The following is a 15,862-nucleotide window of genomic DNA, read 5'->3' on the forward strand; positions in this document are numbered from 1 at the left end:
TTTTGCCGCGCTCCCACCGACGTCATCCGCCCGCCTCGGCGGGCGCCGCCAGCGGCAAGCGAACCACGAACAACGCACCCTCCCCCTGGTTGGCGGCCGTCAGGCTACCGCCCATGTTGCGCACCAGATCGTGGCTGACCGAGAGACCCAGGCCGGTACCCTTGCCCTCCGCCTTGGTGGTGAAGAAGGGTTCGAATATCCGCTCCAGCAGGAGCGGTTCGATCCCGCCGCCGTTGTCGTGCACGTGCAATTCGACCCAGCCCGGTTCGCGGCAGGCCACCTGCTCCAGACGAACGCGCCGGCTGGCCAGGCCGGGATTGCCGAGCAGGGCATCGCGGGCGTTGGCGAGCAGGTTGATGATCACCTGTTCCAGCTGGTCCGCCTGCCCTCGCACCACCATCCGCTGCGTCGGCGCCGGGCACTCCACCTCGATGGCGTGCTGACGCAGCCCCTCGCCGAGCAGGCCCAGGGCGCCTTCGAAGGCGGTATAGGGGTCGAACGGCAGCGCCTCCAGCGCCGACTTGCGGCTGAACACGCCGAGGTGGCTGACCAGGCGGTCGACGCGCAGGACCTGGGCATCCATGCGCTCCAGTTTCTCGCCCAGGTAGTCGCCGTCGAGGCCGACGCTGTTCATCCGCTGGCGCATGTTGAACAGGGTCATGCGCAGCACGTGCAGCGGCTGCTTCACCTCGTGGGCGAGGCCGCTGACCATCTCCCCCAGGCTGGCCATCTTGGCGCCTTGCGCCAGTTGCTGCTGGGCCCGGCGCACCGGCGTGTTGTCACGCCCCACCGCCTGTACCTCGCACAATTCGCCACGGGCGTCGAACAACGGCCGCTCGGCCCACACCAGCCAGAGAAAACGTTGCCCCGGCAGGTTGAAGCGCAGCTCTGGCACCTCGCTGGCGCCCTCCCGCGGCGAGCCCAGCAGACGCGCGCGCAAGGCGCTGGCGTCTTCCGCCGCCAGCCACTCGTCGAGCCGGCGACCGACCAGGCGCTCCGGGCTGGTCGCGAGGCTATCGGCGAAGGTCCGGTTCACGTAGGTCAGCACCAGGTCGGCGGTATAGCGACAGATCAGCGCCGGCGAATCCTCCACCAGGACCCGGTAGCGTTCCTCGCTCTCGGCGATACGCTGTGCCGCCAGGTGCTGCTCGGTCACGTCCAGCCACAGGCCCACCGCCTCGCTGGGCAGGCCCTGGGCATCGCGCAGCAGCTTGGCTTCGTCGTAGAGCCAGTGCCAGTTGCCCTGGCCATCGGCGAGGCGATAGCGGGTCTTCACCCGGCCCTCGCGAAGCAACTCGCGGCCACGGGCGAAAAAGGCCTCCAGATCATCCGGATGCACCCGTTCGGCGAGCGCCTGCCAACTCTGTCCCTGCAGGTCGAGGCCGAGCAGGTTGCTCGCGCTTTCGCTGTAGAACTCCGGCACCAGGTGCCCCTGCTCGACCCGCTGGACGTAGATCACCACCGGCGCGCTGTCGATCAGGCTGCGCAGCCGCGCGTGGGCCGCCTGTACCCGTTCCTCCTGGCGCCGGCCTTCGCTGATGTCGAGCAGCACGCCGGACAGCCCCAGCGCGCTGCCGCGCCCCAGCGGCCGGCCCTCGATGCGCAGCCAGCGGCGCTCGCCGCGGCTATCCGGCTGACGCAGGCAAAGGTCCTGGGCCAACGCCTGGCCGCTGCGCAGGCTGGCACGCAGGCGCAGGCCGAGTTCGTCGGCGTCCGCCGGTTGCAGCAGGCCCTGCAGGTGTTCCAGCGGCACCCGACGATACTCGCCGGTCAACCCCAGGCTGTCGTGCAAGGCCGGCGCCAGTTCGAAGAGTTCCTGCTCCGCCCAGTAACGCCACCAGCCGCCGCCGATCATCTCCTGCAACAGCCCCAGCTTGCGCGAACTGTCGTGCTGCTCGTGGAGTTCGCAGCGGTCCGCCACCTGGTTCGCCAGCAGTTCCGCGAGGTATTGCCAGTCCTGCGGCGCGGGCCCCTGGGCGAGCTGCTCCAGCGACATCGGCCGCACCAGCAATGCCCCCAGGCGGCCACCGCGCATCGCCGCCGGCACCAGGTAGAGCGCGTCCTCGCCGATCTGCCGGAGCAGCGTCGAGGCGCCTTCGCCACGGCGTAGCAAGCGCGCGCCCGCCCCTTCGCGCAGGTCGTCGTCGGCGAGTTGCAGGGTCGGTCGCAGCAAACTGTCGCTGCCAGGCCGCACATGACTGGCGAAGACCGTGCAGAAACCCTTGCCGTCGCCCAGCAGCAGGGCGATAGCCTGCATCTGGAACGCGCCGGAGAGCGATTCGAGAATCTCCTGGACCGCCTCCGCCAGGTGCCCGTGGGAGACATGGCGCAGACGCGAAAGGATCAGCTTGCCCAGGCTCAGGCTCTGCAACTGGTGCTGCTGGCTGTCGGACTGCCAGTTGAGGTCGGAGATGTCCATGCCCAGCAGCAGCGAGCGTCCCAGGCCGTCGAGCGGCTGCATCGGCTGGAAACGACAGGTCAATGGCGCGGCGGCATCGCTGCGCAGCGTCAGGTCGAGACGTTCGCCCCGGCGCAGGCCGGCCAGCGTCGGCGCACCGGGGGCGCGCCGCTCCAGATACTCGGCGAAAGGCCGCGGCTGTTCGCCACGCCCATGGACACACTGCAGACGATACGCCTGCCGCCCACCGACCCGGATCACGCGGTCCTGTTCGTCCATCTCGAAACACAGGTCCCAACTCCTCAGCGAAGCGCTCCAGAGGGAGGGGCCTTCCTGCGAAAAGGGTTCCGGCCTCTCGGCCTCGGCGGACGACGAGCGGGAAAATTCGAACATGCGACCACCTCACAGCAACAGGTTGGCACTCGCCTTCAGCGTCTGCGGCAGGTTGGGAATCGCGCCGATGCCGGGGAAGCTCAGCACGGGGATGATCGCCTTGCCCGGATCGCCGTACGGGTACTGCACGCAGACCTCGATCCGCGACGTGGCGCTGACGTAGTCGGCGTACTGGCCGTTACCGGCACAAGGCTGGAGGTTCGCTCGCCAGGCCGCCGGCATCCAGTCCAGGCGTGCGAGCAACTCGTCCCTGGCACGGGCTTCGGCGAGGCTCTCGTAGCCCGCATCGGAGGGATCGACAGCGATCGCCGCACGAGCCCCCACGGCAGCGGCATCGTTGAACGACTGCAACATGAGCAAAGGAATGCTGTAGCTGATCAGGCCGTAGACCAGCGCGAAAAACAGCAGGAAGATCGCTGTGAATTCGATGGCGACGGCGCCGTGCTGGCGTCGCCGGGAAGCTTTTCCGAGCATGAGCTGACATCCCCGATCCGCATCCTTAATACTAGTCGTCATTCGCTCCGCCAACGTTACTGAAAAGGTATTAATCCAGATGTCGAAAAAAGGCTGAAGAACAGGATGGAACAATTAGCACTGGCCTTGTGGGCAAGCGTTTGCGGATATCAGGACATCAAACGTTTGCGCGTCTCCAACTGGCTTATCCTGGGCGGTTTTCTTATTTCCTTTGTTTATTTATATGTGAAAGAGTCAAGCCTGACCGGCGCTACGGTTAATATGGCAATGACCGCACTTTTTATAGGCGTCTGCCTCAGCCTTCCCGGCTACCTTCTCGGCAGGCTCGGCGCCGCCGACGTCAAGTACCTGGCCGCACTGGGGCTGGCCAGCGACCCACTTACGGTGCTCTATAGCCTGGCCTTCGGCTGCCTGCTGTGCATCGCGCTATTCATCCTCGTAAAGTTATTCAAACGTTCGGTAGAAAAGTCCGCAATGAATGAAGAAGTTCGCCTTCGAAGGGCACCGTCAAAAAACAAGTCATTCCCTTTTATATTCGCCATGAGCGCCGGCCTTTTGGCACATCTGATTATCAGTAAAATTATCTGAGTAAACTTGCGGAAGACCTCACTTAGCGACTATATGCTTATGGCTAATACCATTCGGTATGGCTGCATTCCAATGCACGTCCCCTGTTAAAAACAAAATAAGCAAATGGAGCGTATGACCATGGACAAACCGGCCTCGCGGCATTTCAGCGTCTTGATCATCGATGATGAACCCCAGGTGACCTCGGAACTCCGCGAACTGCTGGAAAACAGTGGCTACCGTTGCGTAACCAGCACCCACCGGGAGTCGGCGATCGCCAGCTTCCAGGCCGACCCGAACATCGGCCTGGTCATCTGCGACCTCTACCTGGGGCAGGACAACGGTATCCGCCTGATCGAGAGCCTCAAGGAAGTCGCCGGCAACGGCAGGTTCTTCGAATCGATCATCCTCACCGGTCACGATGGCCGCCAGGAAGTGATCGAGGCCATGCGGGTCGGCGCCGCCGACTACTACCAGAAACCGGTGGCGCCGCAGGAACTGCTGCATGGCCTCGAACGCCTGGAGAACCGCCTGCACGAGCGCGTCCGCAGCCAGTTGAGCCTGAGCCACGTCAACCAGCGCCTGGAATACCTCGCCGAATCGCTGAACTCGATCTACCGCGATATCCACAAGATCAAGTACGAGGTACACGGCAACAGCCAGCCGAGTGCCCTCAAGAGCGAAGACAGCCAGCCGTCCGCGCCGCCGGCGTCGGTCGCGGAAAGCCAGGTGTCCCCGAGCAATCCGCTGTTCGGCAAGCTGTCGCCCCGCCAGCAGGCGGTGGCGCGGCTGGTGAGCAAGGGCCTGACCAACTACCAGATCGCCTACGAACTGGGCATCACCGAGAACACGGTGAAGCTGTACGTCTCCCAGGTGCTGCGCCTGATGCATATGCACAACCGCACACAACTGGCGCTGGCCCTGTCGCCTGCGGCGATGCAGCAGGGCAGCGGAGCGGTGGTGCACTGACAGGCGCGATGGCCCGGCGGACCTGCTAGATCAGCAGTTCCGCCCTGCCGACATCGACCTTCAGAATCTCCGCGTCGATGTATCCAAGTTGTACCCCCAGCAAGGGCAGGACCAGATTCAGGATCGGCGTCAGCAGCCCATCGACCAGAGGTGCCACCACGGAATTCACGATGAGGTCGGTGAGCGCCGTCGAGCCGCACAGCAAAGGCAAGCACAGTCCGAGCACCACGGGATTGACGTTGATGCTGGTTTTCAGGGTACTGGCGAGAAAGCCGCTTTCCGGCAACCTGCGGCTCTGGACGAGATCGGAACCGTCGGCTTTCACGTTGAATCGCGTATCGCCCGAGCTGCCGGCGATTGAGGTATCGAGCTTGAGATCCAATCGCACCAAGCCGCCAAGCACCAGAATCGAGCCGACCTGATCGATGTTGGCCGAACTGCCGATCTTTATCGTCGCTCCGCTGCTTCTCCAACCGAAGTCCAACGCGGTATCCGGGCGGGTACAGGCCATGCTTTTCAGCCAGACGGCTCCCGACGCGCCTTCGATGGCCAGTTGCAGTTTCGTGGTGGCGAGAATGGACAGGAACCCGGAATCGATGTCCGCCGTAAGTCGTACCTGGGACTGGCGCACCTCCGTGCGCCAGGCACCGCTCTCATCCTGCCCTGGCGGCCCGGAGACGATCCTCTTCGGCTCTACGACCGTGAGCCGTGCATTGGCCAATCCGGGGATGCCCAGGTTCACGGCGACCGCGGAATTCTTGTTGGCGACCTGGGCAACCGCCATGATGAGATCCAGCGCATTGATCGCCGTATCCAGCTGCGACATGCTGTTCACCTCGCCGGCGCTCAGCCCCAGCAAGTCTCCCAGTTTCAACGTGGCCGACTTTACCCCCACCAATTGCGTTCTCAGGGCCTCGACCGAGGCTACGCCGTTCTTCGCCAGGACGTTCACGCTGGCGGCGAGTACCTGCTGCAAGCCGACGTTGGTATTCAACAACTGTTCGATGGTCCCCAGGCTGGTATCGACCCCGATCAAGCCCATTCCATCCGCGCCGAGAATGTCCAGCACACTGAGCTTCGCGTCGGCGATACCGTTGTAGGCCGCCGCGGAGAGATCGATGTGGGTGCCCAGCAATCCGCTCAGGATGGGGTTGAGCAACGCCGATTGGCCACTGTTCACGCTGGCCAGCCCCGTACCTGCGGAAATCGTGGCGTTCGGCAGGCGTCGCGCCACGGCCTCTGCGCGGAGATCGACGTTGGCATTGCCGCCGCCGAACAGTCCCCCGAGGTTGGCGACCAGGCTGCCGGGAACGCTCTTGGTCACCTCGACATGCACCGCCTCGTTGGCGGCAGCCGCGTTCGACGCGCTGGCTATGAAACTGCGCAGGCCGCCGGCACTCAGCACGCCGCCGACCTCCGCCGACAGGCTGGAGCCGGCGGCGTCCGCATCGAACCCGTTGAGCATCGCGCTGGCCTTGGCGAAAGACGTCGCCTGGGCAGAACTCTGGTCGCCGCACAAGGCTCCCTGGGAGGCACTCTCCAGCGCCGCCACGTCCGCCACTCGCTGCAGGTTGCGCTGCTCCAGGTAGAGCCGCCCGGTATCCACCACCAGCAACAGGCAGATCAAGGCCAGCAGCAGGGTGGTCGCCGCCAGGATGCCGATCGCCCCGCGCTGTCTTGCAGGCCATCCGTTCATGCCCTGCCCCTCCGCCAGGAACCGTCAGTTCTTGCTCTCGCCGAAGCCACGATCTTCCAGCAGGTACTCGGGAATCTCGTGCTCATAGCTTTTCAGGTAGCGCTGGTAGGCCCGCTGGCGCTCGGCGGCGGTCGCGCTTTGCCGAACCGGGCTGGCGGCCCGGCCGCTCGCCTGGATGGCCAGCCAGGCGCGGGTGGCGGTCTGCGGTTCGGCCGTCGCTGGCGCGGCGGGACGGACCGCCGGCGTGTCCGCGGCCCAGGCCGGGCCGGACAGGAGCAGCAAGACGCCGAACAGGATTCGCTCGTGCATGGTTCACCTCTCCGGCGCCGGCTCAGGACGCCTCGTTGGCCATCGCGGTATGCATATTCGCCTCCGCCGGCAGTTCCGCCAGCGGGTCGTCGCTTGCCGGCGCCGCGCCGGGTGTCGGTACGGCACCCCAACTGCGCGCCCGCGCCTCGGCCGCGCGGATGTCCCGGGCATCCAGCTGCAAACGCTCGATCAGGCGCTGCGCATCTTCCCGGTCGCCTTGCAGGTACAGCAGGCCGAGCAGGTTGGTCGCCGGTAGCTTGCCGCCCTGCTGCAACTCCAGCGCAGTGATGAATTCGAAGCGCGCGCCGACACGGTCGCCGCGCTTGAGCAGGGCGACCCCCAGGTCGTTGCGGAAGCGGCTCTCGGTCGGCCGCAGGCGCGCCGCCTCGCGCAGCTCGAGGACCGCCCGGGCGCTGTCGCCATTGCGCAGGGCGAGCAGGCCGAGGCCGTGGTGCGCCTCGGCTGCCTTGCAGGTTTCCAGTAGGGCCTGGTACTCGGCCCTGGCCCGCGGGTCGCCGATCCGGCGCAGGATCAGCGCCCTTTCCTCGCGCACGTCGAGCAACCCCGGCGGCATGCTTTCCAGGTTGGCCAGGGCCGCATGCAGGCGGCCCTCGCGGATCATGTCGCGGACCATGTTCATCTGCAGTTCCTGCTCCTGGCCGAGCTGCTGCGAACACTCCCGTGGGCCGTCCCGCCCCGGCAGCGCGGCGCAACCGCCGAGCAGGGCGGCGCACAGGCCGATACCGATCAGTGCTTTCATCCCAGTCCTCCCAAGGCCTTGGTGATGGCGATGACGCCCGGACCGGCGAGGACGATCAGCAGCGCCGGGAACAGCAGCACCATCATCACCAGGCTCATCTTCGCCGACAGCTTGCCGATGCGTTCCTGCAAGGTGGTCAGGCGCCGGTCTTCGAACAGTTGCTTGAGCGTCAGCAGGGTGCTGCGCGCACTGCCGCCCTGGCGCAACATCTGCCGTAGCACGCCGCAGCAGTCGTTCAGCGGGTCCACCTGCAGGCGCCGGGCAAGCGCCTCCAGCTCTTCCGCCAGGTCGATGCCGTTGTCGGCACGGGTCAGCGCCAGGTCCAGCTCGCGGGCCAGTTGCGGGGTGATCCCGCGGCCTTCCAGGCAGACCACGCGCAGCGTCTGCTCCACGGTCAGGCCGGCATCGAAGAGGATGCGGATCAGTTGCACGAACAGGATCATCTCGTCGGCGATCAGCGCCCGGCGCGCCTTGGCGAAGTGCTTGAGCACCTGCTTGGGCAGGAGGAAACCGATGCCGGCGGCGAACAGCAGCGGCACCGCGTAGGACGCCTCGCTCTCGGCGCGCAGCAGCTTGACCAGCAAGACCAGGAGAACGAACAGCAGCGGCGTGAGGAACACCGAAATCAGGTACAGGGTCCGGTAGCGACTCTCGTGCCAGCCGGCCTGTTGCAGCAACTGGCGGGCCTCGCTGTCCATCAGTTGCAGGCGCCGCACCCAGAAGCTGTCGTCCATCCGCTCGGTCATGCCGGCCAGCCACCTGGTCGAGCCGCCAGGGTTGGCCAGCGCTCCCAGGCGCCTCTCGATCAGGCGCTGCTCGCGGCTGCCGTTGCGCGCCTGGAGCAACAGCAACAAGGCACCGCCGACCGCCATCAGGAGCGCCGCGAAAATCAGCCACTGTGCCTGCATGGCCACCTCCTAGACGCTCTTGAGCATGCGCCACAGCGCATAGCAGCCGAGCAGTTGCAGCCCGAGCGAGGCCAGCAGCAGGAAACGCCCGGTGCCGTCGGCCCACATGTTCAGCAGATAGCCCGGGTTGCTCGCCAGGATGTAGCCGCCCAGGGCGCTCGGTACGCCGGCCAGGACATAGGCGCTGATCCGTGTCTCGCCGGTCATCGCGTGCAACTGCCGGCTGAGCTTCTCGCGCTCGTGGATGAGCTTGACGATGCTGTCCAGTAGGTCGCTGGTATTGCCGCCATAACGGTGGTTGACCGAGACACCCAGGGCGAGGATGCGCAGTTCCTCCACCTCGTAGAGTTCGGCGACTTCCTGCAACGCCTCCGGCAGGTGGATGCCGAGAAGCACGTGGTTGCGTGCCAGGGTGAAGATGTCGCGCAGCGGCTCCTCGGCGTTCTCCACCGCCTGCATCAGCGCGTCGCCCAGCGTGCGCCCGGCGTGCAGGCTGCGCACCACCTGGTCTAGGAAGCGCGGCATCTGCCGGATCATTCGCTTCAGGCGGCGCTGGTAGAGCATGCCCAGGGCGACGCGGCAGGACAGCGCCGCCAGTAGCAGGCCGCCTAGCGCACCGACGATGCCGAACAGGCGCAATCCGCTCCAGACCAGCAGCAGCGCGAGCACTGCCGCCCCGAACAACCACGGGCGCGGGCGCTGGATACCGGCGCGACGCATCTGGCGAGCCAGCCAGTGACTGCTGCGCGGCCGCACCGCGACCGCCTCCTGGCGTCCCAGCAGCCGTTCAACCACCAGTTCGTTGCGCCCGGCGCGCCAGCCCATGAACGCCAGGGCCAGCGCGGCGAAAGCCAGCACGCCGCTGAACAGCACCAGCAGTTGCGCGCCGTTCACAGCAGCGCCTGGCGGAATTTCTGCCCGACCGGCGCGGCCTGGCGGACGAACTGCCCGCTACCGCGCCGGTCGAGACTGAACAGGGTATTGGTGACGTACACGCCGTCGCGCACCTCCAGCACCTCCAGCACTTCGCTGATGCAACGCCGACCGCTGGCCAGGCGGGTGATCTGCACCACCACGTCCAGCGCGGCGCAGATCATCAGGCGCAAGGTCTGCTCCGGCAGCCTGTTGCCGGTCAGGCCGACCAGCATCTCCATGCGCAGCAGCGAATCCATCGCCGAGTTGGCGTGCACCGTGCTCATCGAGCCGTCGTGGCCGGTGTTCATCGCCTGCAGCACGTCGAGCACCTCGACGCCGCGGATCTCGCCGAGGATGATCCGGTCCGGGCGCATCCGCAGGGCGTTGCGGATCAGGTCGCGGGCGGTCACCTCGCCGTAGCCCTCGGCGTTCGGCGGACGGGTCTCCAGGCGCACCACGTGGTCGTGGCCGAGTTGCAGCTCGGCGGTGTCCTCGATGGTGACGATCCGCTCGCGTTCGTCGATGAAGCCGCTGATGACGTTGAGCAAGGTGGTCTTGCCGGTGCCGGTGCCGCCACTGATGAGGATGTTGCAGCGGCGCGAGACCGCCTGGCGGAGGAACTCGAGCAAGGCTTCGTCGACGCTCTGGTAGGCCAGCAGGTCGGCACTGCGCAGCAGCTCCTGGCTGAACTTGCGGATCGAGATGCACGGCCCGTCCAGCGCCACCGGGGGAATGATCGCGTTGACCCGGCTGCCGTCCGGCAGGCGCGCGTCGACCATCGGGCTGGACTCGTCCAGGCGTCGGCCGAGGGGCGCGAGGATACGCTGGATCACCCGCAGCACATGGTGGTCGTCGATGAAGCGCAGGTCGCTCTGGTAGAGCCGCCCTTCCCGCTCGACGAACACCCGGCCCGGTCCGTTGACGAGGATTTCCGAGACGCCGGGATCGCGCAGGAGGATCTCCAGCGGGCCGAAGCCGGTGAGTTCGTCGACCACCTCTTCGGCCAGGCGGTCCAGTTCGTAGCGGGAGATCGCCAGTTGATGGCGCGAGCCGTATTCGCAGACCTTTTCCGAGACGTACTGGACCACGGCGGAGCGCGCGCCCTCCAGCAGGTTCATGCCGTCTTCGTCGATCTCGTCGATGATGTAGCGGTGCAGGCGCAGCTTCAGCGCCTGGATGTCCTGCTCCTGGCGGTAGTGGAAGGCACCGCCGTCAGGACGCGCGCCGAATCCCGTGCTCATAGCAGCGCCGCCTTGGCCCGGCCGAGCCAGGACAACAGCGAACGGCGCTCGCCGCGTGTCACGCACAGGCTGTCCGCCAGTTGCCGCAGCTTGGCCGCCAATGGGTCGCGCGGCGCCACCTCGAACAGGCTCTTGCCGAGGTTCTTCGCGCGCAGGCGCGATTCCGGGGACAACGGCAGGACACCGAACAGATCGAGGTCGAACATCCGGCTGAGGGCCTGCTGGTCCGGCGCCACATTGGGCAGGTAGCGCTCGATCAGCAACTCGATGGAGGGCAACGGCAGGTTGCGCTCGCGCAGGCGGCGCAGGCGCTCCAGGCCCTTCTTGCAGGACGGCACGCTCTGGTCGACCATCCACAGCACGCGGTTGGCCTGCACCAGCAACTGGTTGCTCAGCTCGCCCTCGGGCAGCCCGGTGAGGTTGACCACCACATGGCTGAACGCCCCGCGCAGGTTGCCCAGCAACAGATAGAGTTCGGCGGTGGTGACTCGCTCCAGCACGCCGGGCTCGTCGGTCAGGCTGAGTATCCGCAGGCCGCTGTCGAGGCGGGTGAAGGCGCTGTCGATCAGGGTCTGGTCGAGGCGCCGCAGGTTGCGCAAGGCGTCGCTGAAGGTGAAGGCCGAGTCCAGGCCGAGGATCGCCAGCGCCTCGCCGGTGGGCTGGCCGACGTCCAGCAGCAGGACCTGGTTCGGCGTCTGCTCCTGCAACGCCTTGGCCAGGTGCAAGGCGACGAAGGCGCCGTCGGCATCCGGTCGGGCGCTGACCAGGGTCAGCAGCTCGCCCTGGCGCGCCGCGCTCACCGGCACGCTGGGCAGGCGTCCGCCGAGGCGCCGGATCAGCCCGGTCAGCTCGCTGGCGCGGGCGCCGTAGGTGATGAAGTCGCGCGCGCCGGCGCGCATCGCCGCCAGCACCAACTGGTTGTCCAGGCCGTCGCCGATGGCCACCACCGAGAGCATCGGCCGCGCCGATACCAATCCCTCGACCAGCGCGCCCTGGGACACCAGGTTGCTCTTGCCGAGGCTGATGAACAGCACCCCGGCGGCGGTGACGTCGAGCAGCGCCAGCAACTCCTCCAGGCTGGCGCTGCCTGCCGGCACCACCTGGCCGGCGGACGCCAGGCTGTTCTGCAACCAGTCGAGTTCGCCGGGATGCTGGGTCAGCGCCACGAAGTTCTGGTTCATGCGCGCCTCCTAATCCGACAGACCGGTGTCGTTCTGCTGGCCGTCGTACTCGCCGCGCTCGAGGAAGTACAGGCGCGAGAACCCCGGATCGTAGTGCCGCAGGCCCTCGCCGGGCAGGTCCGGCAACTGTGCGTCGGCGGCCAGCGGCTGGACCAGGTGCGGGGTGACAATCATCAGCAGCTCGCGGTCGTCCTTGTCCAGCTTGGTCGAGCGGAAGAACGCACCGAGGATCGGGATGTCGCCCAGCCAGGGAAACTTGTCGACGTTGCTCACCGAGTTGCTGCTGGTCAGCCCGCTGATCACGAAGCTCTCGCCGTCGGCCAGCATCACGCTGGTGTCGGTGCGCCGGACGCGCAGTGCCGGCACCGCCACCCCGCCGCTCTGGATGCCGGCGCTGTAGTCCAGTTCGCTGACCTCCGGCGCCACCTTGAGAGCGATGCGGCGGTTGTTCATCACCGTCGGGGTGAGGGTCAGACGGATGCCGAACTCCTTGTATTCGATGGTGACGTTGTCGTTGGTGCCGTTCGGCACCGGGATCGGAAACTCGCCGCCGGCGAGGAACGACGCGCTCTGCCCGCTCATCGCCACCAGGCTCGGGCGCGCCAGGGTATAGGCGAAGCCGCTGCCCTCCAGGGCATTCATGAAGCTCAACCACTTGCCGCCGCCGAAGATCAGGTTGAATCCCGAGCTGCCGGTGCCGAAGGTGCCGCCCAGGCCGCTGCCGTCGGCATTGACCTTGATGTCGCCGAGGCTGCCTGGCGCACCGAGCACCCAGAGGTTGCCGCCGCGCCGGACGAACGAGGTGCTGGCCTGCTTCAGCTTGCTGCGGCTGACCTCGACGAAGCGGATATCGGTCTGCACCTGGTTCGGTAGCTCCTCCGCGGCGCCGGCGGTGAACGCTGGAGCACCGCGGGTATCGACGCTACCGCGTCCCTCGACCTCCACCAGGCTGCGCAACGGCTCGGGACTGCAGCCGGTCCAGATCAGCAGGCTGGTGGAGCCCTGTTCCTTGCCGGTGACCAGGAAGCCGCGACGATCCAGCAACTGTACGTCGGCGATCTTCGGATCGCCGATGGCCAGCCGTTCGATCGGCACCGCCAGGCGCAGGTCACGCTGTTGCCCCTGGACGACATCGACCCGCGGCGCCTGCGCCAGCAACTCGATGCAGCCCTGCGGCAAAGCCAGTGCCGGCAGCGCCAACGCCACCCCCAGCAGCCCTCCCAGCCAGCGCGACACGCCTATCCCGGTGCTCCGATGCATATGCCGGCTCCCCTCAAGGCGCTTCATGGGTCATGGCGCTGCCACGGTAGACCGTGACCCCGTTGGCCACCGGCACGCGCGGAGCCGCGCTGCGCACGCTCGGCGCCGTCGGTTTGCGGCGCTCCAGCAGTTGGTCGAGGCTCAGCGCCGCGCTCGGCGCGCCCAGCGACGCTTGCAGCAGCGCGCCTTCCTGCTCCCTGCGGTAGAGTTCTTCGTCCTTGCTGCGGATGGCCAGGCGCAGCGAACCGGCCTGGCTCGCCAGCATCAGCCGCGCCACGCCGTCCTCCGGTACCGCCAGCACCGCGGTACGCGGCGGACGCGGGTCCTTTTCCTGGTTCGAGCGGTCCTGCCCATCGCTGCCCACGGCGATGCGCTCGCCGTAGGTCAGTACCCGGACTCCGGGCAACACCAGTTGCGCCAGCGGGGTCGATTCGCCGTCCCGCTCGTCACGCACGAAGAGCATCACGTCGACATAGTCGCCGGGCAGGACGAAGCCGCCGCCGCCGACCACTTCGTCCACAGCGATCGCCATCGCCCGCTCGTCCGGACGGATGGTCCGGGCCAGCGGACCGCCGGGTTCTAGGGTCGCGGCGGAAAGAATGCTGCCGGCCGGCACCGCGACCCAGACCCGCTTGCCGAGCAACGCCTCGGGCCTGTCGTAGCTACCGACCGGTGCGGTCCGCAACAGCTCGACGCTCAGGTCGTCCTTGCCGATCACCGCCAGCGCCGGGAGATCGCGACTGGCCACCAGCACCGGCTTGCGTTCGAGCTTTTCCAGCGAAGCGTCCACCGCCGCCGAAGCCGGCGCCACGGATGGAGCATGCGCGTTCGATGGCGCGCGGCCGATGGATACGCCGAGGTATCCGAGCAGCACCGCACCGAGCAGCAGCAGGCCGGCCAGGGCCATCAGCACCTTGCTATTCATGGGCAGACCCCTGCTATGCGTCCGGACAGGTCGATGAACGGAAAATCACCGGCGATCGCCGATGATCGGAAAAGAAAAACGGGCGTCTCGCTGTCCGTGTCATGGCCATACTCCGGGACTGGCTTTCCATGGCAGGTACATTGGGGTTATCGACTGGCGACAGTCGTTATTCAAGAACCAAAGTTCATAACTTCGAACTTGCGACGATAGGCCTGAATCTAGACTCGGGATAATCAATGTCAATTTGTCATTAGATGTAGTCCAAGCCTTGTAACCCGCCATATAACCTTGCGACTAATCCACTCCTACTAATGCCATTTAGTTGTTGCAAAACGCCATCATCGGCCTAGCCTCAGCGTGGAGGCAGGGCTCTGTCTCGGTGATTGCCGCGTTCGAGGAGCAAACAAGAATGAAGAACCTGACCCTGTTCGTGTATTGCAAAGTTCGCGCATTCCTGGCGGACGAAGAAGGGGCAAACGCCATCGAATACGCGGTTATCGCCGGTTTGATCGCGGTGGCTCTGATTGCCGTATTGAGTCCCACGGACAGCGGTATCGTCGGCGGTCTGAAAGCCTTCTTCGACGGCGTCGGCACCAAAGTCGGCGGACTGGCTCCGGACTGACGTCCTCTTCCAGAGCGATTTCCCTCCAGTGGCGCCATTTTCATGGCGCCACTATTTTGCCTTTATGCTGGCACTGTGCTACAAAGCCGGCCGTTCAGGCGCTGGATCATGGCTTTCCCCCGCAAGCTCCCTACCTGGTGGCCTGGGCTCCCCGCCCTTCTTGAGGCTTTTGCCAGGACGCATCGCTCATGCTTCGCTCGCTGTCGTTTGCCAAGAAAATCCTTCTCGCCGCCGCATTGGTGGTGGTTTTCGCCTTCACCTGCTTCATCCTCTACAACGATTACCGACAGCGCGAGGCCGTGCGCACGGACACGGAAAACTACCTCGGGGAAATCGGCACCCTGACCGCCAGCAACATCCAGAGCTGGCTGGAAGGCCGCATGCACCTGGTGGAAGGCCTGGCCTCGCAACTGGCGCTGCTCGAGCAGCCCGACGAGGCGAATATCGCAAGGCAACTGGAACAGCCCGTCTTCAGCCGCAATTTCGCGTCGGTCTATCTTGGCGAGGCGGCCAGCGGCGCCTTCACCATGCGCCCCTACGACGCCATGCCGGAAGGTTACGACCCACGTACCCGCGCCTGGTACAAGGACGCGCTGGCGGCCGACCGGCTTATCGTCACCGAACCCTTCGTCGATGCCGGCACCGGCGAGCAGATCCTCGCCATGTCGCTGCCGGTGCGGCACGCCGGTCAACTGCTGGGCGTCGCCGCCGGCGACATGAAGCTGGAGACCCTGACCGCGATCCTCAATTCCCTGAAGTTCGATGGTGCCGGCTACGCCTTCCTGGTCAGCGACGCCGGCAAGATCCTCCTCCACCCCGACTCCGGGCTGGTCCTGAAGACCCTCGCCGAAGCCTATCCCAAGGGCGCACCGAACATCGACCCCGGGGTCCACGAGGTGGAACTCGACGGCCGCAGCCAGTTCGTTTCCTTCACCCCGGTGAAGGGACTGCCCGGCGTGACCTGGTACGTCGCCCTGGTCCTCGACCGCGACACCGCCTATTCGATGCTCAGCGAATTCCGCACTTCGGCGATCGTCGCCACGCTGATCGCGGTGGTCGGCATCATGCTTCTCCTCGGCATGCTGATCCGCGTACTGATGCAGCCGCTCACCGACATGGGCCGCGCCATGCAGGACATCGCCCAGGGCGAAGGCGACCTGACCAAGCGCCTGCGGGTCACCAGCAACGATGAATTCGGTACGTTGGCCAATGCCTTCAACCGCTTCGTCGAGCGTATCCACGAA

At 66.2% G+C, this 15,862-nt stretch carries 14 protein-coding genes and 1 pseudogene; 4 read left to right on the plus strand and 11 right to left on the minus strand.

What is annotated here, in order from left to right:
* Nucleotides 1-22 precede the first annotated feature (22 nt).
* On the minus strand, nt 23-2,791 hold the full coding sequence (gene pprA / locus HMPREF2924_RS31850) for a two-component system sensor histidine kinase PprA (protein ID WP_004364273.1): 2,769 nt from the start codon (nt 2,789-2,791) through the stop codon (nt 23-25).
* A gap of 9 nt (nt 2,792-2,800) precedes the next feature.
* Nucleotides 2,801-3,307, minus strand: a complete 507-nt coding sequence (locus HMPREF2924_RS31855; RefSeq protein WP_003120840.1) for a TadE/TadG family type IV pilus assembly protein — start codon at nt 3,305-3,307, stop codon at nt 2,801-2,803.
* Between the two features lie 63 nt (nt 3,308-3,370).
* Here HMPREF2924_RS31855 and fppA point away from each other — a divergent pair, with 63 nt between their 5' ends.
* The gene (gene fppA, locus HMPREF2924_RS31860) at nt 3,371-3,853 is read left to right on the plus strand and encodes a type 4b pilus Flp prepilin peptidase (RefSeq protein ID WP_003110115.1); all 483 of its coding nucleotides are present in this window, start codon (nt 3,371-3,373) and stop codon (nt 3,851-3,853) included.
* A 120-nt stretch (nt 3,854-3,973) separates the two neighbouring features.
* Nucleotides 3,974-4,801 (plus strand): two-component response regulator PprB, encoded by an 828-nt coding sequence (pprB, locus tag HMPREF2924_RS31865; protein ID WP_003103959.1) that lies wholly within the window; start codon nt 3,974-3,976, stop codon nt 4,799-4,801.
* 25 nt (nt 4,802-4,826) lie between these two features.
* Here the strand turns inward: pprB and tadG are convergent, their stop codons facing one another.
* From tadG to rcpC, 9 genes are read right to left on the minus strand one after another with little or no spacing between them, the layout of a single operon-like run.
* Nucleotides 4,827-6,497 carry a type 4b pilus Flp biogenesis protein TadG gene (gene tadG, locus HMPREF2924_RS31870; protein ID WP_003110117.1) on the minus strand — a complete coding sequence of 557 codons (1,671 nt, stop codon included), beginning with the start codon at nt 6,495-6,497 and terminating at the stop codon, nt 4,827-4,829.
* A 24-nt stretch (nt 6,498-6,521) separates the two neighbouring features.
* Nucleotides 6,522-6,806 carry a DUF3613 domain-containing protein gene (locus HMPREF2924_RS31875; RefSeq protein ID WP_003103957.1) on the minus strand — a complete coding sequence of 95 codons (285 nt, stop codon included), beginning with the start codon at nt 6,804-6,806 and terminating at the stop codon, nt 6,522-6,524.
* 22 nt (nt 6,807-6,828) lie between these two features.
* A complete protein-coding gene (gene tadD, locus HMPREF2924_RS31880; RefSeq protein ID WP_003134587.1) occupies nt 6,829-7,566 on the minus strand; it encodes a type 4b pilus Flp biogenesis protein TadD in 738 nt (245 codons plus the stop codon).
* Entirely contained in the window at nt 7,563-8,474 is a 912-nt protein-coding gene (tadC, locus tag HMPREF2924_RS31885; RefSeq protein ID WP_003103955.1) for a type 4b pilus Flp biogenesis protein TadC, read from the minus strand. The genes tadD and tadC overlap by 4 nt, the downstream gene beginning before the upstream one ends.
* A gap of 9 nt (nt 8,475-8,483) precedes the next feature.
* Nucleotides 8,484-9,368, minus strand: coding sequence for a type 4b pilus Flp biogenesis protein TadB (gene tadB / locus HMPREF2924_RS31890; protein ID WP_003093848.1), 885 nt, complete (start codon nt 9,366-9,368; stop codon nt 8,484-8,486).
* Nucleotides 9,365-10,630, minus strand: a complete 1,266-nt coding sequence (tadA, locus tag HMPREF2924_RS31895; RefSeq protein WP_003093851.1) for a type 4b pilus Flp biogenesis ATPase TadA — start codon at nt 10,628-10,630, stop codon at nt 9,365-9,367. Before tadA ends, tadB begins: the two co-directional genes overlap by 4 nt.
* Complete coding sequence (gene tadZ, locus HMPREF2924_RS31900) at nt 10,627-11,811, minus strand: type 4b pilus Flp biogenesis protein TadZ (protein WP_003093855.1); 1,185 nt, start codon at nt 11,809-11,811, stop codon at nt 10,627-10,629. The genes tadA and tadZ overlap by 4 nt, the downstream gene beginning before the upstream one ends.
* Nucleotides 11,812-11,820: 9 nt before the next feature.
* A complete protein-coding gene (gene rcpA / locus HMPREF2924_RS31905) occupies nt 11,821-13,071 on the minus strand; it encodes a type 4b pilus Flp secretin RcpA (protein ID WP_003110119.1) in 1,251 nt (416 codons plus the stop codon).
* A gap of 13 nt (nt 13,072-13,084) precedes the next feature.
* Entirely contained in the window at nt 13,085-13,996 is a 912-nt protein-coding gene (gene rcpC / locus HMPREF2924_RS31910; RefSeq protein WP_003134589.1) for a type 4b pilus Flp biogenesis protein RcpC, read from the minus strand.
* Between the two features lie 409 nt (nt 13,997-14,405).
* On the opposite strand from rcpC, the gene flp reads away from it, so the two are divergent.
* The gene (flp, locus tag HMPREF2924_RS31915) at nt 14,406-14,618 is read left to right on the plus strand and encodes a type 4b pilus Flp major pilin (RefSeq protein ID WP_003093864.1); all 213 of its coding nucleotides are present in this window, start codon (nt 14,406-14,408) and stop codon (nt 14,616-14,618) included.
* 188 nt (nt 14,619-14,806) lie between these two features.
* A pseudogene (gene pctC / locus HMPREF2924_RS31920) lies at nt 14,807-15,862 on the plus strand (methyl-accepting chemotaxis protein PctC); the annotation flags it as partial.

Origin of the sequence: Pseudomonas sp. HMSC063H08 (genome assembly GCF_001813645.1) — a bacterium.
Classification (GTDB): domain Bacteria; phylum Pseudomonadota; class Gammaproteobacteria; order Pseudomonadales; family Pseudomonadaceae; genus Pseudomonas; species Pseudomonas aeruginosa.

Excerpts from the sequence above, each read along its gene's own strand:
- tadG (WP_003110117.1), bottom strand. The coding sequence starts at position 6,497 with ATGAACGGATGGCCTGCAAGACAGCGCGGGGCGATCGGCATCCTGGCG.
- rcpA (WP_003110119.1), bottom strand. The coding sequence starts at position 13,071 with ATGCATCGGAGCACCGGGATAGGCGTGTCGCGCTGGCTGGGAGGGCTG.
- fppA (WP_003110115.1), top strand. The coding sequence starts at position 3,371 with ATGGAACAATTAGCACTGGCCTTGTGGGCAAGCGTTTGCGGATATCAG.
- pprB (WP_003103959.1), top strand. The coding sequence starts at position 3,974 with ATGGACAAACCGGCCTCGCGGCATTTCAGCGTCTTGATCATCGATGAT.
- tadA (WP_003093851.1), bottom strand. The coding sequence starts at position 10,630 with ATGAGCACGGGATTCGGCGCGCGTCCTGACGGCGGTGCCTTCCACTAC.
- tadC (WP_003103955.1), bottom strand. The coding sequence starts at position 8,474 with ATGCAGGCACAGTGGCTGATTTTCGCGGCGCTCCTGATGGCGGTCGGC.
- tadZ (WP_003093855.1), bottom strand. The coding sequence starts at position 11,811 with ATGAACCAGAACTTCGTGGCGCTGACCCAGCATCCCGGCGAACTCGAC.
- flp (WP_003093864.1), top strand. The coding sequence starts at position 14,406 with ATGAAGAACCTGACCCTGTTCGTGTATTGCAAAGTTCGCGCATTCCTG.
- pprA (WP_004364273.1), bottom strand. The coding sequence starts at position 2,791 with ATGTTCGAATTTTCCCGCTCGTCGTCCGCCGAGGCCGAGAGGCCGGAA.
- rcpC (WP_003134589.1), bottom strand. The coding sequence starts at position 13,996 with ATGAATAGCAAGGTGCTGATGGCCCTGGCCGGCCTGCTGCTGCTCGGT.
- HMPREF2924_RS31875 (WP_003103957.1), bottom strand. The coding sequence starts at position 6,806 with ATGCACGAGCGAATCCTGTTCGGCGTCTTGCTGCTCCTGTCCGGCCCG.
- tadD (WP_003134587.1), bottom strand. The coding sequence starts at position 7,566 with ATGAAAGCACTGATCGGTATCGGCCTGTGCGCCGCCCTGCTCGGCGGT.
- HMPREF2924_RS31855 (WP_003120840.1), bottom strand. The coding sequence starts at position 3,307 with ATGACGACTAGTATTAAGGATGCGGATCGGGGATGTCAGCTCATGCTC.